The 24,190-nt window shown below is 59.6% G+C and carries 17 protein-coding genes and 7 pseudogenes; 8 read left to right on the forward strand and 16 right to left on the reverse strand.

What is annotated here, in order from left to right; all coding sequences use genetic code 11:
- Nucleotides 1-44: 44 nt before the first annotated feature.
- The 8 genes and pseudogenes from tnpB (IVB54_RS32670) to IVB54_RS32705 all read right to left on the reverse strand — a co-directional run bounded on the left by tnpB (IVB54_RS32670) (nt 45) and on the right by IVB54_RS32705 (nt 6,462).
- Nucleotides 45-399 (reverse strand): annotated as a pseudogene (gene tnpB, locus IVB54_RS32670) (IS66 family insertion sequence element accessory protein TnpB).
- Nucleotides 393-815, reverse strand: a complete 423-nt coding sequence (locus IVB54_RS32675) for a transposase (protein WP_247776701.1) — start codon at nt 813-815, stop codon at nt 393-395. Before IVB54_RS32675 ends, tnpB (IVB54_RS32670) begins: the two are co-directional and overlap by 7 nt.
- 84 nt (nt 816-899) lie before the next feature.
- Nucleotides 900-1,284, reverse strand: a pseudogene (locus IVB54_RS32680) (IS21 family transposase); the annotation flags it as partial.
- Between the two features lie 601 nt (nt 1,285-1,885).
- Nucleotides 1,886-3,424, reverse strand: a complete 1,539-nt coding sequence (locus tag IVB54_RS32685) for a porin (protein WP_247777546.1) — start codon at nt 3,422-3,424, stop codon at nt 1,886-1,888.
- A 311-nt stretch (nt 3,425-3,735) separates the two neighbouring features.
- The gene (locus tag IVB54_RS32690; protein ID WP_247776703.1) at nt 3,736-3,987 is read right to left on the reverse strand and encodes a hypothetical protein; all 252 of its coding nucleotides are present in this window, start codon (nt 3,985-3,987) and stop codon (nt 3,736-3,738) included.
- A gap of 756 nt (nt 3,988-4,743) precedes the next feature.
- A pseudogene (locus IVB54_RS32695) lies at nt 4,744-5,629 on the reverse strand (IS66 family transposase); the annotation flags it as partial.
- A gap of 120 nt (nt 5,630-5,749) precedes the next feature.
- Nucleotides 5,750-6,055 (reverse strand): IS66 family insertion sequence element accessory protein TnpB, encoded by a 306-nt coding sequence (gene tnpB, locus IVB54_RS32700; protein ID WP_247776705.1) that lies wholly within the window; start codon nt 6,053-6,055, stop codon nt 5,750-5,752.
- A complete protein-coding gene (locus IVB54_RS32705) occupies nt 6,052-6,462 on the reverse strand; it encodes a transposase (protein ID WP_247776706.1) in 411 nt (136 codons plus the stop codon). The genes tnpB (IVB54_RS32700) and IVB54_RS32705 overlap by 4 nt, the downstream gene beginning before the upstream one ends.
- 170 nt (nt 6,463-6,632) lie before the next feature.
- Here IVB54_RS32705 and IVB54_RS32710 point away from each other — a divergent pair, with 170 nt between their 5' ends.
- From IVB54_RS32710 to IVB54_RS32720, 3 genes are all read left to right on the forward strand, one after another.
- Complete coding sequence (locus IVB54_RS32710) at nt 6,633-6,779, forward strand: transposase (protein ID WP_247776708.1); 147 nt, start codon at nt 6,633-6,635, stop codon at nt 6,777-6,779.
- 229 nt (nt 6,780-7,008) lie between these two features.
- The gene (locus tag IVB54_RS32715) at nt 7,009-7,491 is read left to right on the forward strand and encodes a hypothetical protein (RefSeq protein WP_247776710.1); all 483 of its coding nucleotides are present in this window, start codon (nt 7,009-7,011) and stop codon (nt 7,489-7,491) included.
- Nucleotides 7,492-7,634: 143 nt separating this feature from the next.
- Nucleotides 7,635-8,024 (forward strand): hypothetical protein, encoded by a 390-nt coding sequence (locus tag IVB54_RS32720; protein ID WP_247776711.1) that lies wholly within the window; start codon nt 7,635-7,637, stop codon nt 8,022-8,024.
- A 111-nt stretch (nt 8,025-8,135) separates the two neighbouring features.
- Here the strand turns inward: IVB54_RS32720 and IVB54_RS32725 are convergent.
- Nucleotides 8,136-9,017: pseudogene (locus IVB54_RS32725) on the reverse strand (IS3 family transposase); the annotation flags it as partial.
- A 222-nt stretch (nt 9,018-9,239) separates the two neighbouring features.
- Here IVB54_RS32725 and IVB54_RS32730 point away from each other — a divergent pair.
- A complete protein-coding gene (locus IVB54_RS32730; RefSeq protein ID WP_247776718.1) occupies nt 9,240-10,622 on the forward strand; it encodes an IS110 family transposase in 1,383 nt (460 codons plus the stop codon).
- 2 nt (nt 10,623-10,624) lie between these two features.
- Here IVB54_RS32730 and IVB54_RS32735 read toward each other — a convergent pair.
- Nucleotides 10,625-10,882, reverse strand: a pseudogene (locus tag IVB54_RS32735) (transposase); the annotation flags it as partial.
- 407 nt (nt 10,883-11,289) lie between these two features.
- Nucleotides 11,290-12,156 carry a Crp/Fnr family transcriptional regulator gene (locus IVB54_RS32740; protein ID WP_247776720.1) on the reverse strand — a complete coding sequence of 289 codons (867 nt, stop codon included), beginning with the start codon at nt 12,154-12,156 and terminating at the stop codon, nt 11,290-11,292.
- 602 nt (nt 12,157-12,758) lie between these two features.
- Here IVB54_RS32740 and IVB54_RS32745 point away from each other — a divergent pair.
- Together IVB54_RS32745 and IVB54_RS32750 are read left to right on the forward strand one after the other, a co-directional pair.
- Nucleotides 12,759-13,854: pseudogene (locus tag IVB54_RS32745) on the forward strand (ISNCY family transposase).
- Nucleotides 13,855-13,879: 25 nt separating this feature from the next.
- The gene (locus IVB54_RS32750; RefSeq protein WP_247776722.1) at nt 13,880-14,017 is read left to right on the forward strand and encodes a hypothetical protein; all 138 of its coding nucleotides are present in this window, start codon (nt 13,880-13,882) and stop codon (nt 14,015-14,017) included.
- A 68-nt stretch (nt 14,018-14,085) separates the two neighbouring features.
- Here IVB54_RS32750 and IVB54_RS32755 read toward each other — a convergent pair whose 3' ends face one another.
- Nucleotides 14,086-14,925, reverse strand: coding sequence for a transporter substrate-binding domain-containing protein (locus IVB54_RS32755; RefSeq protein ID WP_247776724.1), 840 nt, complete (start codon nt 14,923-14,925; stop codon nt 14,086-14,088).
- A gap of 832 nt (nt 14,926-15,757) precedes the next feature.
- Nucleotides 15,758-16,264 (reverse strand): annotated as a pseudogene (locus tag IVB54_RS32760) (IS5 family transposase); the annotation flags it as partial.
- 251 nt (nt 16,265-16,515) lie between these two features.
- Here IVB54_RS32760 and IVB54_RS32765 point away from each other — a divergent pair.
- Both IVB54_RS32765 and IVB54_RS32770 read left to right on the forward strand, forming a co-directional pair.
- On the forward strand, nt 16,516-18,177 hold the full coding sequence (locus IVB54_RS32765; protein WP_247776725.1) for an electron transfer flavoprotein-ubiquinone oxidoreductase: 1,662 nt from the start codon (nt 16,516-16,518) through the stop codon (nt 18,175-18,177).
- A 262-nt stretch (nt 18,178-18,439) separates the two neighbouring features.
- Nucleotides 18,440-19,648: a diaminopropionate ammonia-lyase gene (locus IVB54_RS32770; protein WP_247776727.1), complete on the forward strand. Its 1,209-nt coding sequence runs from the start codon at nt 18,440-18,442 to the stop codon at nt 19,646-19,648.
- Nucleotides 19,649-19,828: 180 nt separating this feature from the next.
- Here the strand turns inward: IVB54_RS32770 and IVB54_RS32775 are convergent, their stop codons facing one another.
- The 3 genes from IVB54_RS32775 to IVB54_RS32785 all read right to left on the reverse strand — a co-directional run bounded on the left by IVB54_RS32775 (nt 19,829) and on the right by IVB54_RS32785 (nt 23,198).
- Nucleotides 19,829-20,479: a CoA transferase subunit B gene (locus IVB54_RS32775; protein WP_007596236.1), complete on the reverse strand. Its 651-nt coding sequence runs from the start codon at nt 20,477-20,479 to the stop codon at nt 19,829-19,831.
- A gap of 15 nt (nt 20,480-20,494) precedes the next feature.
- Nucleotides 20,495-21,202 carry a CoA transferase subunit A gene (locus tag IVB54_RS32780; RefSeq protein WP_018453837.1) on the reverse strand — a complete coding sequence of 236 codons (708 nt, stop codon included), beginning with the start codon at nt 21,200-21,202 and terminating at the stop codon, nt 20,495-20,497.
- 1,051 nt (nt 21,203-22,253) lie between these two features.
- Complete coding sequence (locus tag IVB54_RS32785) at nt 22,254-23,198, reverse strand: TauD/TfdA family dioxygenase (protein ID WP_247776734.1); 945 nt, start codon at nt 23,196-23,198, stop codon at nt 22,254-22,256.
- Nucleotides 23,199-24,190 lie beyond the last annotated feature (992 nt).

Genomic DNA, 24,190 nt, shown 5'->3' on the forward strand with positions numbered 1-24,190 from the left:
CGATGCGGTGAAATCTGTGCTCACGATCCCGCGAAACACGCATCCTACGCAAGCGCTTTCGGCTGCGGGATTCGAGGCGCATGCATGCGTGTCCAATCCATGCCGGCCAGAAGCGCGGACAACTGCGCGGCGTTCATTCGCATGACGCCGTCAACGACCGGCGGCCACTTGAAGGCGCTGCCCTCAAGCCAACTTCCAATACAGCACGAGGCCACTACCATCCCAGACCACGATCTTCACCCGGTCAGCGCGCTTCGCACGGAAGACCACCGCCACGCCCTTCATCGGATCGTGGCCCAGCGTCTCCTTCGCCAACAGCGCCAGACCATCCGCGCCCTTCCTGAAGTCTACAGGTCGGGTCGCAACGTAAATCATGAGGCCAGCGGGAGCCGTCAGCATGAACGTGCCCGGCGCAACGCAACAAACACATCACTCAGCACGGCAAGTCCAGGCGTCCCTCGCACCTCAACTCGTGCCCCCTGGAGCTCAACCGTCACAACGGCTGCTTCCGGCGATGAGGAGGGCGCGGCAGCCGCCGATGGCGACGATTCCGACACCAACGGCACAAACGACAGTGCACCCGCCGCAGCTGGCAGCACCAGTTGACCTAAACGCGCCCGGCGCCGCCAGTCATGCACCTGCTGTGGCCGGCAGCCATGCCGGCGTGCGATATCTGTTACAACCGCGCCCGGCTCAAGGCTTTCCGCGACAATCCGGGCCTTCAAATCATCCGGCCACTGCTTATGGCCTGCGCCGGCGTACACTTCGATACGCTGTGTCAATGGTCGTCTTATGTCGTCCGAATGGTCGTCCATTATGAGCACCCTTGCAGAAGATGACTCTTCTAACGGTGCTCCCAAGATCGCGCACAGACAATCTAAAGGGCCGCGGCGCTACCACTCCTCGACGTGGATCGCCCGCCAGGCGCGGATCCGCCGGTCGAAGCGTGCGGCGGATTCCTGCGGCCAGCTCAGGAACGGGTCTGAGCACCTCGTCGAAGATGTCACGCGCCGCCACGCGGGGAGCCCGCCTTCAGCATCGGCATGACCTCGAGGCCGACGACGTGGGACAAGGCATCCGGCCGGCGCCTTTGCCGCGGAGACTTCCTTTGCGACGGAAGACGCAGATTCTCTCGAGTCGATAAGCGGTCAACGCACTGAACGATGCCTTCGCGGCCGCCTGTGGCGGCGAATTGGTTTAACGGAACTCCATTTGGAGCCTCATCTTGTGATCGGTGACATGGCCGCCCGGCAACGGGTGAGTCCTCTTTGGCGAGAGAAACATCGATCACCGGCCAGCCGCGATGATCAGACGGCGCGGTCCGCTCGATCGCGCGGTCGCCGGGCTCGTTACTCCGGTCGGGCTACGCCCTCCCTGCTTCACGAGCCCGGCGAAGCTCTCTCATTCCTGATTGACGCTGCACTTCCATCCTCATTGCCGCGCCGCAGCGTCTTGCGCCCGACGTGCGTCTTCTGAGGCTCTGCCCTCGGCTGGGGCTGCCGGTCGCGCCGCTCTCCGCGACGGCGGCTCATTTCAAGGGCGCCGAAACCTGGCGCTCTAGTACTGCCTCTCATCGTCATGTGCTGAACAATGGATGCTCGGCTATCAGAAGGATGCCGAGACGATGAGGTTTCGCGCTCACGTGACCTCCCGGCTTTGGCCCCAGTCGCCTTGGTATCTACTAGCTCTCGTGGGCGATCGGCCTGCGCCTTTACGTCATCACGTGCGCCAGGTCCTATGAAAGTGTAGTCGGTCGAAATCTGGCCTGCGAAGCTCAGTCCGAATTTAGAAAAGGCCCCCGGCGGGCATGCCGGAGGCCTTCTTGGAGGTCTACTTAGATGTATTTGAGCCGGTCTTGTCTCCTTCTGCTAAGATATAGAGAAACTTACCAGTTGCGGTGAGCGCGCAGCATCAATTGAAGGCTCTGCTGATCCTTCAGTTCGTATACCCCGCCGGGCTTGGCGATACCGGACTGCACCGGCAAGGTGACCGTGCTTCCGCTCGCGTACTTCTGGTCAAGCATCGCGTAAACAAGCTCGGTCGAGAGGGTCAGATTCTTGACAGGATTCCAGCGAGTGGCCACACCGACTACCGCATAGTTGAAGTCGGGGTTGCAACCAGCCGCGCCGCTCGACAGGGCGAGAGTTGCGACGAATGCGCCGCAGAGGTAACCCTTGGCCGTGCTGTTGTACCGCACAGCACCCAAGCCGCCGAAGATAGAGGAGTTCCAGTAGGGGTTCCAATTATGGGTATAGGCACCGTTGAAGCCGTAGCTCGTGGTTAACTGTTGGCCAGCGCCCGCAACGAAAACGGAGTCAGAGAGACCAGCAATACCCACGCTCTGGTATGCACCTGCGAGGCCCGTACCGCTGTACATCGCAAAGGTCCAGGGAGCATACTGCTGAAAATTGTAGGCGGTTGCACCGTTTGTATAGACGCCTTGGACGTTAATCGTGTCACCGGGACCGGTCGGAATGTTCTTGATTGACAATGCAAGCTGGCCGGCCCAGCCCCACTTGTCACCGGGGTGCCCTGTCGTTTCATCGGCACCGTAATAACCAGTGTGGTTGTCGTGCGCGGCGGCCGATGCTTGGAAAAGTCCCCAAGCCTGATCGACACGTAGCATGGCGACGAGATCGGGAGACCGCGAACCACCGATGTCGCCAGCTCCGTATGTACCGGTCGCAAGACCTGCGGCAGTCGCACCGGTCACGTTCCAAATGTTTGTCGTACTATGAGAAACTTGGTCCTCGGCCGAGAAGCTCGCCGTAATGCCCTGCCCAAAGTCAGCAGTATAGGCAAACTGATTAACAGCCTCCCAACCACCGCCGCCAGGCAGGCCATCAAACCCGTTTCCTGGATAGTTGGTCCAAGGTGAAGAGAACTGCGACTGCGCTCTACCGATGGTGAAGCCAGCGAACTGCATAAACGCGTAGTAAACAGTGAGCGAACCCCCAGAAATCGAACCGCTGCTGCTTCCTGCAGGGTTAATTCCATTGTAGGCCGTCGAGCCGTTGATGGCGGTTGTGCCGGCGCCGCCATAGCCGCCCGCAGTCCAAGTGAAGGCCAGCTCAGCGTAGGTGCGAAGGACACCATACTCGGTCGCGGTACGGGTATCTATGCCAAGGTCGGCGCGGGATTGAGTCGTGTAGTAGTTGCTGAGGCGGTTGTGCGCGCCAGCAACGCCGCTGGTTGCGGCTCCCCAAACGCCGTTTGAGCCGAAGATGGTTGTAGCACGCAGGTAGCCGCCGAGCTTGATGCAGGTGTCGGTGCCCGGGATGTAGTAGAACCCAGCGCCGTACAAGGAGCAGATTTTGACGTACTCGATCGCCTTGGCCTTGACGGGGAGATCGGCCGCCTGCGCTCCGCCCATAGCGATCAGACCCGCTGCCGAACTTAGAAAGAGGCTCTTCGCCATCTTCATAAAAACACCCTCCAGTTGTTCAACCCAAGAATGACTAGTCTCGCTTTCAAGGAGATCAGCCACCTTCGCCCCCAATCATTCACGACCTACAGGGCCTTCCTCGAACACCGCCGATGAATTTCACCGGTGACGTCGCGGTGCGGACCATTCCGCCGCTCGCATTGATAAGTTGACAGATTGCATTACTCAGCGGCACGGAAACTTCGTACGAAACGGACAGAAGCGAGCGTGCGTTGTGCAAGCGTGATGTAATCGCTTCACAAGGGTACGATCTGTACCATAGCGGCTCGTAATCGTTCGTTTCGTACGCATCAGTTATCGTTAGGCGCGCTGAATACAATTTCTATACGTGAGCCGCGCGAGGTAAAATGCTTTGCACTTGGCCACGAAGAGAGGTGGTCGCCGCATTCAGCGATCAGCTTCAGCGAGAGGTAAGGACCGAGGCCGTCGATGGTGGTGATGTCCTTTCCGAGCAACGCGAACAGCGCTGCGGACGTCAAAAGCGAGAGCGTTCGGCTGATCGGTTCGATTCCGACGCCGCGAGAGTCGCGGGGCTGGTCCATGGCCATGACCGCGGTGGAGGCTCAGTTCCTTCAATCCGGCTTCGATCCGGGCGTCGCAGGCAGATGCCGTTTCGTGGTAGGCGTCGAAAAGCGCAAGGGCGAGCGCAAACAGATGCTCGGCGCGGTAGCTTCCGGTGAGCGCCTTCGCGATCGTCTCGGCGCTGGAGCAACTGTAATGGCGCAAGCACGAGCGCCTCAGGATCGCGCTCGCCGGCAAGGATCGCGCGTATGATACGCAGGCCGGTCCCGCCGGTGATGTCGGTCACGACGTGGTGCAGCTGAAGAGTCATCTCCATCAAGGCCCTCTGCATATGCTGGATGTGTGAAGCGGCGTACTCCAGCAGACGCTCGCGCTGACGCACGTAGGCTCACAGCTCGGCAATCTGCCCTTTGGGCCGAAAGCTGGCTCGCAGTAACCCGAATGAATGGAGCCGCTGCAGCCATTGCGCATCGCTAACATCGGTCTTTCGCCCCCGGCACGTGCTTGGCATCCCGCGCGTTGACAAGAAACACGGTAAATCCCCGAGCGTCCAGAAGCTCGAATATTGGAATCCAGTAGACGCTGGTCGATCCCATCACGACGGTCTCGGCTCCGCATTCCACAAATCACTTTACCAGTTGATCGAGATCGGCCGTGAAGGTGCAAAAAACTGCGAACTGCCTCACGTGCGTGATCAGTTCCTACGGCAGCCATGTGCATAGTCGCACCAACATCGATGGCAGCCGCGTTCGGGTGCACCATGGGCATGGTACGGAGCCGGCGTAGGCGTCAGCCTGCATCAGTCCGGCATAGCCTGCCAGATGCTGCTCCGGATGCGCACCGCCACGATCGGGCGAGTAGAAGAACACGGCCGCCGGCGGATCTGGGCCGGCAAACGGCCGGTCGTCGCGCACGTAAGTCCAGAGCCGTCCGGTCCGGGTCTTGCCCTTGGCCAGGACTGGCACCGTGGTGTCATCGGCGTGGATGCGCTCGGCTGCGAAGACATGGCTCCGGATCGCATCGACCAGAGGCATCAGGCTTGCTGCGGAGGCACCTACCCAGTCCGCGAGCGTCGATACCTCGAGGTCGATACCTTCACGCTGGTAGACGTCGCTCTGACGATGAAGCGGCAGGTGCAGGCCATACTTGGCGAACAGGACATGGGCCAGCAGCTTGGGCCCTGCACGCCCGCGCGCAATCGGGTGCGAAGGAGCCGGCGGTTGGGTGATCGCTTCGCAGGCCCGGCAGACGAGCTTCTCGCGCACATGCTGGATCACCTTCCACCGGCGCGGAACGAGCTCCAGCGTCTCGGTCACGTCCTCGCCAATTTTGCGCAATCGGCTGTCGCCGCAGCATGGGCAGGTGGCAGGCACCGGATAGACAATGCGCTCCCGCGGCAAATGCGCCGGCAGCGGACGGCGGGCCGGCTTGCGGCGCTCGAACGATGGCATCGTAATCTTGTCGGCTGCCATCTGCGTCGCAGTCTCAGCTTGCGCCGCGTTCTCCTCCAGGTCCGAGCTGTAGCTCGAGCTGGTCCAGCAATGCGCCTCGCTCGGAGGACTGTCCGAACTGCTCGTGCCGCAGCTTCTTCTCAATCAGCAAAGTCCCGGTCTGGGCCTCGGCTTCCGCGGCCAAGCGGGCCACTCGCTCGGCGCGCAGCATCGCCTGCAGCGTGATCACATCGTCCGGAAGAGAATCATCAGTGCCCATGCCGACTAGAGAATCACAAGACGCGATCTCTGTCCGAACGGCTGATCGCGCCTCCGATTCAAATCCCAGCGATTAGCCGGCCGCCTGCGGTCGCCAGGTATGTTGCGGCATCCGCCAGTCGATGCCCTCCAGCAGGTAGCCAAGCTGGGCTGCGGTAATTGTCACGACGCCATCAGCCGGCGATGGCCACAGGAAGCGGCCGCGCTCCAGCCGCTTGGCATAAAGCGACATGCCCAGTCCGAACACATAGAGGTCGCCCCCGTGCGGGTCTCGCGTGAACGCTTCCTGCACCAGCAAGGCCAGCGAGTTCATGCCGCGACGCATGTCGGTGTGGCCGGTCGCAATCCACACCCGCACGCCCGACGCAATGGGGATCACCGTAGGCGCCCATCTGCGAGCGCCGCCACGGCTGCCTTCAGCGTCGCCGCGTCGACCGCATCCGTGATCCGCATCCGAGCCCCGGCCGCAAACTCGATCTCGATCGTCCCGCCGTTGCTGGCCGGCGCGACTGGGCAAGGCGTCAGACCTGATTCCGCGATCACCATCGCCGGCACGAAGCCAGGTTGACGGGCGGCATCCTTCGGCTCAGGCCGATACGACAGTCGCCACCGCAGTAGCAATGAGCGCGAAACGCCATGCCGCCGCGCCGTTGCCGCGACTTGGCGCGGCGCCTGTAAGCTCTCCAGGACGATCTTGAGCTTCTCGTCCTCGGAGCAGCGCCGCCGCCGGCCCGTGTCCGCTACTTCGAGCCGCTCGACTTGGGCACTGCGCCTATCACTGTCCATAAGGACAGTTCTCAACAACACGCCTCACTCGGCAAGGCGGCCTTCACCGGGCTTCACCGGCTTTCAATTACCCACATTTAGTCGAACGGGCTGAGGGAGCGCATAAACCATTGCAACGCAGGAATCGACCTGATTCCTTGTCTGGCGCCGATTCGCTGGGGGCGGTGCGGATGGACGAAGAAGCCGGCGTATGGTTTGATCGCGAGCTCGCTGGCTGCAGCCTTGCCGACGTGCACCTGAACAAGCGGCTCCGCAAATTGGTAGCGCAGATCGGGAGCGCCATGGGCGAAAGTATTCCGCTGGTGTGCCAGGACTGAGCCAATACCGAGGCTGCGTATCAACGACCGGGTCAGTGAGGCGGACATTCTGGCCGGCCACTTTCAATCGGCGCGTGAGCGCACGATTGCCACCGACTTCTAGTGCTCCATGATACGACCGAGTTCAGCTATCAAAGAGAGAACCCAGACGCGATCGGGATCACCAAGAGCATAAACAGCGGCCGGGACAAGGGGCCGCCTGAGATCGCACACGGTTTGCGGCATCCTGATGCACTCGAGCCTGGCGGTGACAACCGATGGGCTGCCGCTTGGACTGACGGCCGTCAAATTTTGGACCCGGAAGAAATTCAAGGGGATCGCCGCACTTAAGAAGAAGATCAATCCGACCCGCGTTCCTATCGAGAAGAAGGAGAGCATTCGGTGGCTGGACAATGTCCGGCAATCCACGGAGTTGCTTGGCGATCTGGGACGATGCGTTCATGTCGGTGATCGCGCGAGCGACATCTATGAGCTGTTCTGCGCGGTCCGAGAAGCTGGAGCGCATTCCGTGATTAGGACTTGCGTTAACCGTTTGGCTGGCGATGGAGATCACACGATCGCCGACGAAATGGACGAGGTCGCGGTCAAAGGACTGCATTGCACAGACGTCAGAAACAGCAACGGCGATCCCGATGACGCCGTCCTGGAGATCAGATATCGAAGATTCGCGTCTTGCCGCCGATCGGAAAGCAGAAGCGCTCTCCCGCGCTGACCTTGACAGTGGTCCATGCCGAAGAGCGCGTGACGCCGAAGAACAGAAAGAAAATCGAGTGGAAGGATCGCAGATCTGCCAGTCAGCTCCCGCACCGACGCCATTGAGAAGCTCGAATGGTATGCTTTGAGATGGAGATCGAGGTGTTCGACAAAATCCTCAAATCAGGCTGCAAAGCTGAGGAGTCGAAGCTTAGGACCGCCCAGCGTCTGATCAATCTGATGTCGCTCTTTTGCATCCTGAGTTGGCGGGTCTTCTGGATGACGATGCTCAACCGTTCCGCTCCAGACGCGCCGCCAACCCTCGCGTTGACCGCGACCGAAATCGGCGTGCCCGACCGCCTCGTCAACGACAAACCCAAAGCGAGACAGAAGAGGCTTTCGCACTATCTCATCAAGATCGCCCGGCTCGGCAGTTATCTCGCCCGCGCCAGCGATCCGCCTCCCGGCAATACGGTCATGTGGCGCGGGCTGTCGCGCCTCACCGACATCGCGATAGGCGCCCTGGTCGGAGGAGAATTTGTGGGTAATTGAAAGCGTCACCGGAAGCATACGATTAGCGCGAGGAAGCGATGCAATATGACTGAGCTGGTCCCGGTTGTCTGAACAGAATCTCCGCGTTGATAAGTGGAGCCTCTGCCGGGGTTAGGCTGCCAAGCGGATTGGCAGTGGGGTGAAGTAGGCTTGATCAGGTGTGCTGCCGTCAAGGCTCGAGTGGGGACGGCGGCGATTGTAGAAGTCGAGATATCTGCCGATCGAGTCGCGCGCCTCGCTGACGGTCTCGTAGGCCCGCAGATACACCTCCTCGTACTTGACGCTGCGCCACAACCGCTCGACGAACACGTTGTCCCGCCAAGCCCCTTTGCCGTCCATGCTGATGGCGATGCCGTTGCCGGCGAGCACGGCGGTGAAGTCCGCACCGGTGAACTGTGAACTCTGGTCGGTGTTGAAGACGTCAGGCCGGCCGTGCAGCGCCAAGGCATCCTCTAGGGTCTCGACGCAGAAGGCCGCTTCCATCGTGATCGATAACCGCCATGACAATACTGGTCGGGTAGCCCAATCGAGCACGACAGCGAGATACACGAAGCCGCGCGCCATCGGGATGTAAGTGATGTCCATCGCCCAGACCTGGTTCGGACGCGTGATCTCCATGCCGCGCAGCAGATACGGATAAATCTTGTGGCCGGGCTCCGGCTTCGTGGTTCGGGGGCGGCGATAGAGCGCTTCTATCCCCATCCGCCGCATCAGCGTTTTGACATGCCGCCGGCCGATCTTGCACCCCTCGGCAGCCAGCAGGCCTCTCAAGATCCGCGAACCGGCGAAAGGAAACTCCAGATGCAGCCGATCGAGACGCCGCATGACCGCGAGATCGGCGTCCGACACCGGGCGCGGCAGGTAATAGACGCTGCCACGGCTGATCTGCAAGACTTCCGCTTGCTTCGTGATCGACAAATCGTGCTCGCGGTCGATCATCGCTTTGCGCTCAGCAATCCCGCCGTGGTGAGCGCACCTTCTAAAAAACTGGTCTCAGCGCTGCTCGCTCCCTGTGGGATAGAAACGCATTGCCGCTAGACTGCGGCCGGAAGGGAGCGGCCGATATGATTTTGGTGGCATGTGACCCCGCTAAAAAACCTGGTCCATGGGCTGTTGCGTACGTGAGAGTGGTGACGCCGTCCCGGCGATCCCGTTTAGGAATCTGAATAAATTGCGCAGCCCAGCCCTTCCGCCGTGTCAGCAGGAGGATTGGAGATGAACCGCAACAAATCGAAATCCAGGGCCGACCGCACGATGCCCATGGTGCACCCGAACGCGGCTGCCATCGATGTTGGTGCGACCATGCACATGGCTGCCGTCAGGGCAGATCGCGCACCTGAGCCAGTACGCAGCTTTGGTACCTTCACGGCTGATCTGCATCGGCTGGTCGACTGGTTTACAGAATGCGGCGTCGAGACCGTCGTCATGGAATCGACCAGTGTCTACTGGATCCCGATTTTCGAGCTTCTCGATGCACGGGGGTTCACTGTGTTTCTTGTCAACGCGCGCGATGCCAAGCACGTGCCGGGGCGCAAGACCGATGTCAGCGACGCGCAGTGGCTGCAGCGGCTCCATTCGTTCGGGTTGCTGCGAGCCAGCTTTCGACCCAAAGGGCAGATTGCCGAACTGCGAGCCTACGTGCGTCAGCGGGAGCGTCTGCTGGAGTACGCGGCTTCACACATCCAGCATATGCAGAAAGCATTGACTGAGATGAATCTTCAACTCCACCACGTTGTGGCCGACATCACCGGTGCGACCGGCCTGGGCATCATTCGCGCGATCCTTGCCGGCGAGCGCGACCCTGAGGCGCTGGCGTGCTTACGCCATTACAGCTGCCACTCCAGCGCCGAGACGATCGCGAAGGCGCTCACCGGTAGCTACCGTGCCGAGCATCTGTTTGCGCTCGATCAGGCACTCGCCCTTTACGACGCCTATCGCGAGAAGGCATCTGCCTGCGATGTCCGGATCGAAGCTGTGTTGAAGGAACTCAGCACCCACAGGGGTCGTGATCATGGATCAGCACCGCCAGTCTCGCGGCGTCGGAACAGAACCGATCAGGCGAACGCTCTGGCTTTCGACGTCCGGGCGGCGCTGTTCGTATTGCTCGGAAAGCACATCACTATGATCGACGGCCTCGGCCCTTACCTTTCGCTGAAGTTGATCGCGGAATGCGGCGACGACCTTACCTCATGGCCAAGTGCAAAGCATTTTACCTCCTGGCTGGGGTTGGCTCCGAGCAATAAGATCTCCGGCGGCAAAGTGCTCTCGTCACGAACGCGCCGATCCGGCGGTCGGGCCGCGGCTCTTCTGCGCCTCGCTGCCGTCACCGTCGGACGCACTGACACCGCCCTCGGCGCCTTTTACAGGCGCCTCTCGTCCCGCATCGGCAAGGCCAAGGCGGTGACCGCCACGCCCCGCAAGATCGCAGTCCTATTCTACAACGCGGTGCGACACGGAATGGAGTATGTCGATCCGGGGGCCTCATCCTACAAGACGCGCTACCGCACGCGGGTCGTCAACAATCTGCATCGGCGTGCCAAGGCGTTCGGGTTTGTTCTCCGGCCAGTGGAGCCGAAAGCTGGTGCTGCCGTTTCTTAGGAATCGTTCTCCAGCGTCAGCTCGCCGATCTTGGCGTGCAGCGACTTTACGTCCACAGCCGGCACGGCGGCCGTCACACTTCCAGATCCGAAAACCTCGGAAGCTCCTCCCTCGAGCTGCGCCTTCCACGCCATAATCTGATGGGGATGGACGTCAAATTGCTCAGCCAGTTGAGCTATCGTTCGGTCGCCCTTCACGGCAGCGAGTGCCACCTTGGCCTTGAAAGCCGGCGTGTGGTTCCGGCGCGGTCGTCTGCTCATGGTCTCTCCGGTTCGCGGCGATTATCGCCGCCGTCAGGCAGAAACTCCACTTCTCCTCCTGTTCAAATTTGCGGGGCCAGCTCTGACCATGCTTGCTGCAGTGCTACTTATTGATGTATGCGGCTGGCGTCCCCTGGAGCCAGGCCTCACCCACCCCATTGCCGTTTCAATAGGAGTGATCTGACGGCATGCGTGCTCGAAAGTCATCTCGACGGGCAGATGATTACCGGACTACCTCACCGCTTCAAATTAGACTGGAAGTGCTCGAGCGACCATTGATGCTATGTCGGGCTTCGCATCGCGCCTGTGGCTTCCGCCACCCTGCTCGCTCGCGCGCCTGCATACAGAGATCTACTTGAAGCATGTGGCTGTGCCGCAGTATACAATAGCCCCGTTCACGACCGCCGCTACAACGAACTGAACTGAGATTCCAAGCCGCCGCACGCGCTGTCAATAGCAGAAATTGGGGTGCCAGTTGGAGCATAAGCTCCTGCAATCAGCTTGTAACAGCTGCATGCCGCGTGCTCAAGGCGCTGCCTGTCCTCGATGTGTAACATGCCTCGTGTCTTGCGAATTAGTCCCCGTTGTTCAAATCGGATCAGCGTTTCCGTTACCCCAGGGCGGCGCAATCCCAACATCGAAGAGAGGTAGTCATGTGTAATAGGGAGGATATCAGCATTCAGAGCGTCACTAGCCAAACAGAGCCAGCACGCGAGCCGGGTTTCCCGATCGTGTCGAATGCCGCACAATCCGGTCTGAGCGCAATGCAAGTTCTGCGCTTGAGCGTAATGAACAAGATGCTCTCGGATGTCGGAGCACTCAGGCAGGACGCGCCCCAAATCCTCCACAAGAATTCTGTGCGCGCTTCCGGGAACGAGCACAACAGACTGACGCGTGGCAAGATGCCCTCCGGCTAAAAGCGAAGCGCCCACCGCACCCCGATGTCCCATTAGCGCTGTTTCAAGGACGCTTCCCGCTGAGACGATCCTCAGCGAGATGAGCCCCGCCTCTATGAAGTAGATGTGGTCAAGGGGCCGTTTGGGTTCTTGTAGCACGATGCGTTCTCTCAGAACGACCGGCTCAAGGTATTCTCCTATTACCGCGAGTTCTTGAAGAGAAGCGCTCGCGAGAATCGCGTTTCGGACGAAAGGCCGCGTATTGGAACGCACCGCACCAGGACGGTGAAGCATTGGAGGTGTAGCGGATACCTGTTTGAGAGCGGCAGCTTCGGAGCTATCGCGCCCGCCGAGAACGGACAGGAATTGGTCGGTCATACTGCGGTCCGTCTCTTGTTGAGAGAAACTCTTAACGGTCGACCCCTTTTGACCTTCACCGACGGTCAATTCTAAGTCTAGCAGTGGGCAGCCTTTCGTTCATGCAAACAGGCGCCAACTGGCGAATGATTCCTGCGTTGAGGTCGTCGGTCATGACGTATTTCACCGCGCAGTGTTCTTTTGGCATATCAGCATCCTACTTTGCACGTAGCATTTTGAGGGGGTTAGCTTGGCCCGAAGAATCGGGCGGCATCGAGCGCCGACCAATCCCGTTCGCCTAGCGCGACCTTGGGCCGCGCAGCCCGCGGCGCGTCTGATCGGGACCTGATAAAGGGGCCTTAATACCCTACGGTGGGCATCACCAGTTCCCGGTCACCTCTGCGCGGGCTATACTTCCAGTGCTTCCGCGACGGTGTCGCCGACGCTCGTCCCGGAGGACGTCTCATGATAGAAGTCCTGCGCCACGCCTATGGTTCATCTCGAAACAATATGCAGCGCGGAACCATTTGACGGCGGGCATTACGTCACCAGAAATGCTCCTGATGCTGAGTTGATGCGTCGCGTAAATTGCTCTCCACTGGCAAGGGAGCGCAGCGGCAGCGATGAGCCGTATGGCGCACGCAGGGAGTCGAAGTCTGCTTACGCGGCGCTACAGGGCATCGAGCCGAGTCGAAAAGGGCCGTATTGTCGAGCAGTCCGTTGCGACTACTGGCCTGCATCGGAAGCATGCGATGCGGCTGCTGCGCTGCAATCCTCATCGCCAGACAGCGGGGTGTCGCAATCGTGCGTGGATCTAGAAATGTGCTGATACGACTTTGGGAGGCCGCAGACCGGGTGTGGTCCTCTGCGACGCGGCATCCCTGTTCATAATTCAGCGGATTGGGCAGATCCTGCGCCCGGTTTCGTGGAGGCCGATACCTTGTTTCTCAAACGGTCCTACGGCGCGGGGTAGCGTCGTCCAGACGCTCGTTCTGACGGACGTCACGAACAGGCTGACATCGTCGTCACGTGCTGTGGCCCTACGGCAAGGACGATCAGGCCATTGTCGAGCAGAAGAACGGCGCGGTTGTGCGCCGAATGGTCGGCTAGCGTCCATTCGAGGGGCTTGAAGCGATCGCTTTGCTGGCTAAACGTTACCGTTCGGCCCGCTTGTTCGTGAACTGCTTAGCCATGGTTCAATTGATACGAAAGGAACGCGACGGACGCGTGTCCACGAAACGCACAGCGCCCTCGCGACCTCACATCGCGGCTGGCTCCCGTCCGGCCGCGTCAATGAAATCTGTGCCGGCCTAGATCCGCTCGCCTTACTGCGCGAGTCGGAGCCGTCCAGGAGCCGCTGGTCAGTGTCACCGACGCCGCCCCAGCAATCCAACCAACTGCGATGCCATCGACCGAACAGCTGTTGTTGAGCTTGCCGATCGCGTGGAAAGACGGAGCGGGACGCGAGACCGACAGGCCAATTGCGAAGCCGAAGCGAACGGTTACCCCGTTGGTCAAGGCTACGCCACAGCTGCGCGAACGCCCCGGGGCCGAGCCGTGGCGGACCAGCGGCGAACTCCTGTTCAAGCTTCAGGCAGAAAACCCCGAGTCTATCCGCGCAAGGTACTCCGAACTCGTCATCGTCGTCTTAAATTGTGGCGCCGAGACCATGCAAGCGCACTGGTGGTTGGCCTGGGAAAACGCGGCACAAACCCGTGATCGTCACATGACGGAAAGCCCGCCGATGCTGGACGAAGCAACGGCGGTTTCTTGGCTTTGCAAGCGCTCGGTCGAGGACGAGCGCTTGATCGCCGCGCTCGAGAGGCCCACCAGTTGCGCCACCCGCTTCGTTCGCTCGCTGGCTACGGAGCAAAATAGATGACGCAACAGTGGGTCTATCGGGCCCATCGGTACAGGCGGCAATACGGCTTCCGACCCAGATTGTCGCGATTAGGGCTGACCATTGATCGTTGGCTGCCCAATACTGGCCTGATCCGTCAAGCCCCACTTGCGCAGCAACTGTCCATAGGTGCCATCGGCGATCACCCCGGCGAGCCCCGTTTTTAGCTCCTCCCCGAGCTGGAGATTATCCTTTGCGAAAGCGAAACCGGTCATCAGCTTGACGATGGGCTTACTGATGACTGCGTACTGGTTTCCCTCCAGCTTGTTTTGATACGCGATGACGCCTTCACCGGTGATAGCGGCGTCGGCGCGCCCTTGCTGCACCAGTAGTCGGTTTTGGGCCGTGTTCTCACCGAGCACCACCTCGACCGCCGGCTTGCCATTTCTGACGCAATTCTCTGCACTCCATTTCTCAATTCCCTGAATCTCGATAAGGCTGGAGCGTGTAGCCGCTACGTGCTTACCGCATAACGCCTCCAGGTTCGCGAACCCCTCAGCTTTTGAGCTTAAGGTGTAGAATATCTCGTTTGAATATACGTAATCTAGAAAGTTCGCATTGGCGCGGCGCTCGGGTGTGTCACCCATTGTGCCCAAAAGAATGTCGGCGCGCTTTGTATTCAGCGGCGCAAAGCTAATCATGAGCGCGTAGCTTGTCTCCGTCCAGGCGACCTCCGCTCCGATCTTCTTTGCCATTGCCTCCAGAACATCGATGTTGAATCCCGCGACTTTGCCAGCCTTTTCATCTTTGAATTCGAACGGCGGATAAGTGGTCAGCGCCATTGCGTTGATAACTTTCTTCGCGCTTTGCGCGCTGGCGTCAGCGGTCATCAAACCAGCTATAGCCACAACCGCGCTCATGATTTGACGACGGATACTCTTTGAGAACATCTCGAATGCCCTTCTATGGTTAATCAGGAATCATGTGCTTTTCGATCAAGTGCAAAACGATAGGCCGCCGAGGCCCCATGCGATGGATGGCCCAGTAGCTGTTCGGGTAGGCGGCTCCCCACGAGCCACCCTTGTCTCATAGAGACGATGAGTCGACTTACGATGCCAGGCTCTAGTCATTCGGGATAAGCGCGAGATCGCGCCCTCTCGGCAGATACCTGCCTGAACTGGAGCCGGCGCTGAAGAGTTCCTCGTGTCAGATTCATTTTGGACTGGTGTGTCCGCGGTGTTGGACTGGACCGCGAATCGACCGAGATGGCACCCTAACCGCATCACTCTGTACCGCAACCAGAGCCGTTGCTGCAGGTGGCGCTTGCTACTCCGAAACGATCTCTCGGCGAACGAACCCATCCGGAGTCGGTAAGAACGGCGCGACATGTCTTACTCCAATGCCGGGCGCCGATGTAAGAGGGCATGCCGGCCCTATCCGACCCCAAACACGCCCACAAAGGTGGATAGCGCTGAATGATTATAGTAAGGGATCATCGAGAGTGATTAATGCGAGGAGGCATCAATTGACGATTAAATTCAGCTCTATAGCATGTTTTTTGATCGATTTCACCGCTTGGTTGCGCACGGTTGATGGTGAGGCAAGCCATGCACCAACGTCGACGTGCCAGCGGTTTCCAGTGCCGGCGAAATGTCGGACTACGTGAGAGCGCCTCGATTGGCTTTGTGGGACCGACCTGTCGAGATCTCGAAGCCGCACCAACGTTGTCCTTTGCTGAATTGCTGCCCAAGTGATCCAGAAGAGAAGGGAATGTCCAAGCGACGGCGCAGACTCATCAGCGCCGAGCCATAGCCTGATTGAAGCGAGACGGGCTAGTTGGCGGCAAGTTTGTCGTAACGCGTGGCGACCCAACGGCATTGCTTAATCCTGTTGTAGAACCGCTCAACTCGATGGTGGGCGCGATAAAGGTAAGGACCGAGACAGATCGGCTCGCTGCGATTACTTTTGGGTGGGATGTTGATCCGTGCACCCGTCCCATAGGAAGTTCTCTGATGCAATCGGCGTCGTAATCACGGTCCGCAAGCAGCATCGATCCAGGCTTTATGCGAGACAGGAGTTTTACAGCAAGCCGATTATCGTGAGCCTCGCCAGGGGTCGGCGCAGGCCGGACCGGCGGGCCTTTTGTATCGACTCGCGCATGAATCTTGCTGGTCAATTCCGCCCCGTGACCGTCCGATTCGTTGGCTTCTATTCCAGTTGATGCAGGGTACGTGCTCAGGCACGCAGACAGATCATTTGCACAGCGGCATCATGTGCCCCCGGTAGCGCACGATTCGAGCCCCCAGTACGGGAGTGTGAATCACGGTTGTCCGGCCAAACGCAGCTCTTCGGGCTTTGGCGCTTTCGAGGCGAAGCGTACATGACCCTCGCCCCGCGTCGAGAATAACCGACCTCTGATGTCGGGCAGTTCGACGAAAAAGTGGGGCGTGCGAAAGCGCTCGCTGTACTGCGCACGGGGTTGTCCTGACCGCCAATAATGATAAACAATTGAGTCCGATTTACCCAACCCGAGTAGGAGCATGAGTACTGAGCCGCTGCCGCGACGTGAATCCATGGAATTCGACGTCGTCATCGTCGGCGCCGGCCCCTCGGGCCTGGCTGCGGCGATCCGGCTGAAGCAGATCAATGCCGATCTCAATGTCGTGGTGGTGGAGAAGGGCTCCGAGGTCGGTGCGCATATTCTCTCCGGCGCCGTGATCGATCCGGCCGGGCTCGACAAGCTGATCCCGGACTGGCGCGAGGATTCCGATTGTCCGCTCAAGACGCAGGTCAAGGACGACCGCTTCTTCTGGTTCACCGAGACCAGCGCGATCAAGCTGCCGAACTTCATCATGCCGCCGCTGATGGACAATCATCACTGCTATATCGGCTCGCTCGGCAATGTCTGCCGCTGGCTGGCGCGCAAAGCGGAAGCGCTAGGCGTCGAGATCTATCCCGGTTTTGCCGCGGCCGAAGTGCTCTATGACGACAATGGCGCGGTGCGCGGCATCGCCACCGGCGACATGGGGATCGGCCGGGACGGCAAGCCGAAGGACTCCTTTACCCGTGGCATGGAATTGCTCGGCAAGTACACGCTGTTCGCCGAAGGTGCGCGCGGCAGCCTGACCAAGCAGCTGATCTCGAAATACGCGCTCGACACCAAAAGTGAGCCGCCGAAATTTGGCATCGGGCTCAAGGAAGTCTGGCAGATCGATCCGGCCAAGCATCAGAAGGGCCTCGTGCAGCACGCGGTTGGCTGGCCCTTGAACAACAACACCGGCGGCGGCCTGTTCTTCTACCATTATGACGAGAACCTGGTGTCGATCGGTTTCGTCGTTCATCTCAACTACAACGACCCCTATTTGTCGCCATTCGACGAATTCCAGCGCGTCAAGAACCATCCGGCCGTCCGCGCGACGCTTGAAGGCGGCAAGCGGCTGGCTTACGGCGCGCGCGCCATCACCGAAGGCGGGTACCAGTCGGTGCCGCGGCTGAGCTTCCCGGGCGGTGCGCTAATCGGCTGCGCGGCCGGCTTCGTCAACGTGCCCCGGATCAAGGGCGTGCACAATGCCATGGGCACCGGCATGCTCGCGGCCGAACATGTTAACGTGGCTCTCGCTGCGGGCCGCGCCAATGATGAGCTGGTCGAATACGAGAACGGTTGGCGCGATTCCGTCGTCGGTAAGGACCTCTATCCTGTCCGCAATGCCAAGCCGTTGTTGTCGAAGTTCGGCACCTTCATCGGCGCCGGGCTCGGCATCTTCGACATGTGGTGCAACACGCTGTTCGGCGGCTCGCTATTTGGCACCCAGTCGCACGCGAAGCCCGATCGCGCGACGCTCGATCCGGCCAAGACCCACGCGCCGAGAACATACCCGAAGCCGGACGGCAAGATTTCCTTCGACAAGCTCTCGTCGGTGTTCCTGTCCAATACCAATCATGAGGAGGACCAGCCGGTCCATCTCAAGGTCACGGACATGAACCTCCAGAAGACCTCCGAGCACGACGTGTTCGCCGGTCCCTCGAATCGCTATTGCCCGGCCGGCGTCTATGAGTGGATCGAGGAAGGTTCGGGCCCGCGCTTCCAGATCAATGCCCAGAACTGCGTTCACTGCAAAACCTGCGACGTGAAGGACCCCAACGGCAACATCACCTGGGTTCCCCCGGAGGGCGGCGGCGGTCCGAACTACGAGGCGATGTAACAAGGTTAATGAGTAACACTCCGCCTGACGTAGACGATAGGCAGACTCTAATCGTGTGGCTTATTGGAGCACCGGTCAGTTGCTGGGGCTGCGGAAGAAGTGGCGGTATCGGAGCAATGCGAACATAGCCGAAACTTATGAGTACGCCCCTAGTTAGCGGGTCAGCCGTCGAGCTTGGTGGTCTTGCATAAGCGTTCGGAAATGTGGGGCTTTGGCGATCGGAATTCCATCAGATCTATCAACCAGGTGATAAACCCGGATTATGTTTCTCCTCAACCAGCACACGGATTACCGTGGTCCTTTAGACGTATCAGACGCCGAGACATTGAGCGCCGCGGCCGCTCGAGAGGTCGAGCGATTTCTCAGGTATCGCGAGGGACACAAAGAAACGCCCCTCGTTTCCTTAACTGCCCTTGCTCGTGAAATCGGAGTGACTTCGATCCATCTCAAGGATGAAGGTCAACGCCTCGGCTTGGGTAGCTTTAAGGCGCTAGGCGGTTCTTACGCCGTGATCCGCTTGGTGCTCGAGAAAGCAAGTGAGCGATTCGCCCTCGATGTCGACGTGCGCGACTTACACAAGGCTGAAGTGAGGGCGGTGGCAGCAGGGATGACGATCACGTGCGCGACGGATGGCAACCATGGCCGATCGGTTGCTTACGGCGCTCAACTTGTCGGCGCTCAATGCGTCATCTTCGTTCATTCAGGCGTGAGCGATGAGCGTATCGCGGCCATTGCTCGGTTTTGTGCGCAGATCGTCCAAGTCGAAGGCAACTATGACGACTCAGTTGCCGAGGCAACCCGCCGTGCGAAGGAACAGAGTTGGACTCTGGTATCTGATACCTCGTGGCCTGGCTACGAGCGCATTCCCGGGTTGGTAATGCAGGGGTACACTGCCCTACTTAGCGAAGCCCTGCGTCAATTGCCGGACTCTCCGACTCATGTCTTCGTTCAATCAGGCGTTGGTGGGTTTGCCGCTGCCGTTGCCGGACACTTCTCGATACTATTAGGCCGTGACCGTCCGTTTTTCACCGTTGTGGATCCTTCGTGTGCAGCGTGTCTTTTGGAAAGCGCCCGAATCGGACGTCCCTTAAAGGTGGCGCATAAGGGATCGACGGTGATGGCAATGCTCGAGTGCTATGAGCCGTCGCTTATCGCTTGGCGCGTCCTTTCGCGCGCAGCTGATGCTTTCATGACTGTCGATGATGAGGACGCGGTCAATGCGATGAAACGTCTGGCGAATCCGGCCGACGGAGACCTGCCAGTTGTCGCAGGCGAAAGTGGCGGCGTTGGTCTCGCAGCTCTACTAAAGGCGGCTTCCAATTCCGCCTTGCGGGCCTCAATTGGTCTTGGCCCAAATGCACGGATATTCCTCATCAACACCGAAGGCGCGACCGATCCTCGGATTTATGAAAAGCTCGTCGGTACGACGCCCGCGGAGGTGACCGCGCCTAATTTGAACGCTGCGAGTTAGGGCGGCGAACGAAGCAAGAGCGGCTCGACACCGCACGATTAAGGTCGGCCGCCGTAGGGTGGCATCTATCGGCCGCGCTGCCGGTAGCCGCGCTGCGGCGACAGGATGGTTTGTGCGATGAAATCGGCGTCTTCGGGACGCGCAGACCGTATCGTCATGCGCGCCCCCTTTGCGAAGACCTTACGTGTTCTTCAGCGCGACGCGGAATTCGGCTTCGGTCTTGGCCTTGACCTCGTCGAGCGAGACGCCGTCGGCGAGCTCGATCAGCGCCATGCCGCCGCTGCCGTGCTTGTCGATGGTGAAGACGGCCAGGTCAGTCACGACCATATCGACCACGCGCTCGCCGGTCAGCGGCAGATTGCACTGCTTCAGGAGCTTTGGACCGTCCTTGGCCGAATGCTCCATCACCACGACCACGCGCTTGACGCCGGCGACGAGATCCATCGCGCCGCCCATGCCCTTGACCATCTTGCCGGGGATCATCCAGTTGGCGAGATCGCCGTTCTGGGCCACCTGCATGGCGCCGAGGATCGACAGGTCCATGTGGCCGCCACGGATCATGCCGAAGGAATCCGCGCTCGAGAAATACGAAGTCGACGGCAGTTCGCTCACGGTCTGCTTGCCGGCGTTGATGAGATCGGCGTCCTCTTCGCCCTCGTACGGGAACGGGCCCATGCCGAGCATGCCGTTCTCGCTCTGAAGGCTGACGTCCATGCCGTCCGGGATGTAGTTCGAGACCAGCGTCGGAATGCCGATGCCGAGATTGACGTAATAGCCGTCACGCAGTTCCTTCGCGGCGCGCGCAGCCATCTGTTCACGGGTCCAGGCCATCTTAGTCTCCTGATCTCAAGCTGCCGTGCGCGGGCGGGTGTTGCGGAATTCGATGCGCTTCTTGGCCGTTCCGACCTCGACGATGCGCTTGACGAAAAGACCGGGCGTGTGGATGTGGTCGGGATTGAGTTCGCCGGCCGGAACCAGATGCTCGACCTCGGCCACCGTGACCCTGGCGGCGGTCGCCATCATCGGGTTAAAGTTGCGCGCGGTCTTGCGATAGATGAGGTTACCTGCGGTGTCGCCCTTCCAGGCGTGGACGATGGCGAGGTCGGCGAACAGGCCGCGCTCCATCAGGTATTTCTGTCCGTCGAATTCTTTCACTTCCTTGCCTTCGGCGATCAGCGTGCCGACGCCGGTCTTGGTGTAGAAGGCCGGAATGCCGGCGCCGCCCGCGCGGATGCGCTCGGCCAGCGTGCCCTGCGGATTGAATTCGAGTTCCAGCTCGCCGGCGAGGAATTGCTGGGCGAACAGCTTGTTCTCCCCGACATAGGACGAGATCATCTTCTTGATCTGGCGGGTTTCGAGTAGGCGGCTGAGGCCAATGCCGTCGACGCCGGCATTGTTTGAGACCACCGTCAGGTCCTTGACGCCGGAGTCGCGGATCGCGTCCGACAGCGTCTCGGCGATGCCGCAGAGGCCGAAGCCGCCCGACATGATCATCATGCCGTCTTTCAGAACGCCCTCGAGAGCCGACTTGGCGTCGGGATAGACCTTGTTCATGACTTACCTGGTTCAATTGAGGAGAATTGACAGTCCGGAAGCGCCGACACGCTGGTATTTGGCCGCTCGGGCCGAGCAAGCGTTGCCGCGGGCAAGCATACAGCGTTGAGCCATAAGCGATAAGACAGAACTTCACACGCGTCCGTGAGCGGTAGCGCATAGACGTCGCCGCGCGCTGCGACTGAAAGTGGCGGACCGGCCGCGATATTGTCAAGCTGGACATGGCAGCTGCTATACAACAAGCGCTGCCGGCTAAAAGGCACGTGCACTTTGGATCTGCTCCTGCGCTTCAATCCCACGTAAACCTAGCAAGCCGCCGATCGCATGTACGGCTCTTTCATTCCTTATTTGCTTTTCGCTCGGCATCCGCCACCAAGTTGTTTCTTCGCATAGTCATTTCGGCCGGAGACCTTTCGCCGCTTCGTTTGCGATACCTTGTTAGCAAGTACACCTACGTCAAATTCAAGAGGAAGATGGCGAGCTGTTGGGCCCTGTGTGCATATATTCTGCTCAATCTTCTTCTTCCGTGCAGAAATTAACCATGGCGTTACACTGTGCGCGGTGCGATGTAATCAGCAGGCGGGCATTGACATGCGGTGAGTGCAAAATCTAGGGGCGCACGCCCTCCCGAAGTTTCGCTAGGCAGCGGACCAAGAATGCAATTAGCTGAGGCCTGAACTATCTAAAGGCCTTCGCGCGCTGACTGGAGGACCCTATTCGGCTTTGCCTCGGTCTCCATCCAAGAAGTTCTAAATGCGCCCGGGGCCCAAACCGGCCAGGAATTGCTCGAGAGTCTAATGATCAAATTCGTCCAAGAAGCCCCGCGCTGATGCTGCCAGAGCTCAGGTCTGCATACGGCGCAAAAACTGGTGGCGACGGATCTAAGACGTAACCACTGGACAAGTCGGGGCTTGAAATCGACCGCCGTTCCGTCGAAGAGAGCATGCAATCCGCAGCGGCCAGACGTAAAGCGGTGAGGAGCTCGATTGAGAGCCTTGCCATCCATCGCCAGTACAGCCGGAAGCATTGTGGCACTGGAAGCAGCTCGATATCACCAGGGCGAGCTGCGACTCCGCATTTCACCGTGGGCTTTGGGAGCCTTGGACGTCCCCGGTCTTGGCGCGCTGCCGCGTTTGGCGCGTCGGCGGTCGTCCATGCTAAGCAGCGCGTTGCAATCGGCTGTCAGGCGCCCTTGCGCTCGATGATAATCGTTATCATTCATCTCCTGATAGTGGGCCGCGCGGCTGTCCCAAATCGCAACGTCACCCGACATCCAACTCCATCGCACCGTGTTTTCCGGGGCCATGATATACGACTGCAGGAGAGTAAACAGTTTCTGGGCAGTATAATTCTGCAGGCCAACGAAGCCCCGCACGGAAGTTCCGATCGCAAGCACGCGCTTCTCTGTCTCGGGGTGCACGAGAACGAGGGGATGAGCGGTCTCGGAAATCGATCTGGAAAACACCTCCACGAAAGGCTGTTTCGGTGTCTCGGCGGCGCGCCCTTCCATGCCACTATGGTTATTAGTGTGAACTGCCCAGAGCTGATCGGCGAGCATGCGCAACGATAGCGGAAGCGTCTTATATGCACCCGCCATATCCGACCAGACGGTATCAATGCCATAGGGCGGACTTATCGCACCCCGCAGGTGGGATACCTTTGTGCATCCGTCGAATGTAACCGCCGTGTGCTGCCACTGGCTAACGCCACGACCGTTGCCGGCAGAACCTAGCTTCAGAAGCGACCGCATCGACTTGGTCGTACCGACTTTATCATCTGAGGCCGGAATGCCTAGCTTGACGACAAAGCGCTCCTGCTGGACCTCGCTAAGACACTGCTGATCACGCAAGAAGAGCACCTTATGCTCGAGCAGCAAATAGTTGATCGCGCGGATAACCTCGTCCGGCAAATCATCGGATAGCCGGACGTTCCTGACCTCGGCACCAAGGCGAGGTGCGCGCTTGATGATGTCCGCCTTTGGAATCACGTGTTGCATGGCTGCTCCGTTGCTCATAGTCGCTTTCATAGCCGCTATCCCGTGAACAAATGCTCCGACCGAGCGTGGTCGCGGACGCGACGGCGGGAATGAGTCGAGATCATCTTGAAAACCTTGGCTGCGATTGCAAAATGAGCGATCTCACCTTCACGCTGTAAATGGTAGGGGCCTTTGATGTATAGTCAATGAAACGAAACCAGCTTTATTTTCGATGGCGAGCAACGTTCGCTTCGCGGAAGAGGCAAGGCACGAAATCTGTACGTTCACGATTGCGGGAGCGAACACGCCACGCTCTGCGACAGGACGCGTTTATGGAATCAGCGCGCGAAACGTACTCGAAGCGGCGTGTGCGTTGATCTAGGCGAGTGCGTGGTGTCATCTGGCCAGATCGTGTAAACCAAACCGACGTGTCCGCTCGACAGTTTAGTTTCACGCTATTGTCACGGAACCGGTCTAGACGACCGCAGAAGGCCGCGCAGACGATACCTTTGGCCGTGACGATAAAAGAAGGGGCTGGTCAGAAGTGCTCGCCTCGCGCGAAAGGCGTAGACAAGGCGGCGCATAACAGGATGCGCGGAGCCTCGATTTGGAAGGAAGAGCGCAAGTAATAACGGCATGATCTCCGGGGACGGCGCCGACACTGCAACACATGGTCGATCGTATGCCCAAATAGTTACTTGCGCTCCGCTCGGTCGCTCTCTTTCTAGGCTCGCTGGCGACTTCAGGTTTAAGGAGCTTGTCTTGCAGCACCGTTGTGGACAGCGATAGTGCAGTGATCGGGCTGAAGGTGTGAGGTTGTCGACACCGGCCGGTGTTGTATTGGACCGACGTGGGTGTCAGATCTGCCGCCTGTGCAATCGACAGCCATAACGCGTCGACGAGCGTGGGCATGGAAATGGTCTCCCACGAAGCGTATCGCGCCATTGTGGATACCTGAGTTCATATGAGCGCGCTGTCTCGGGTGGACCGCTGGAGTGACGATGATCTCGACA

This window comes from Bradyrhizobium sp. CW1 (assembly GCF_023100665.1).
Classification (GTDB): Bacteria; Pseudomonadota; Alphaproteobacteria; order Rhizobiales; family Xanthobacteraceae; genus Bradyrhizobium; species Bradyrhizobium canariense_D.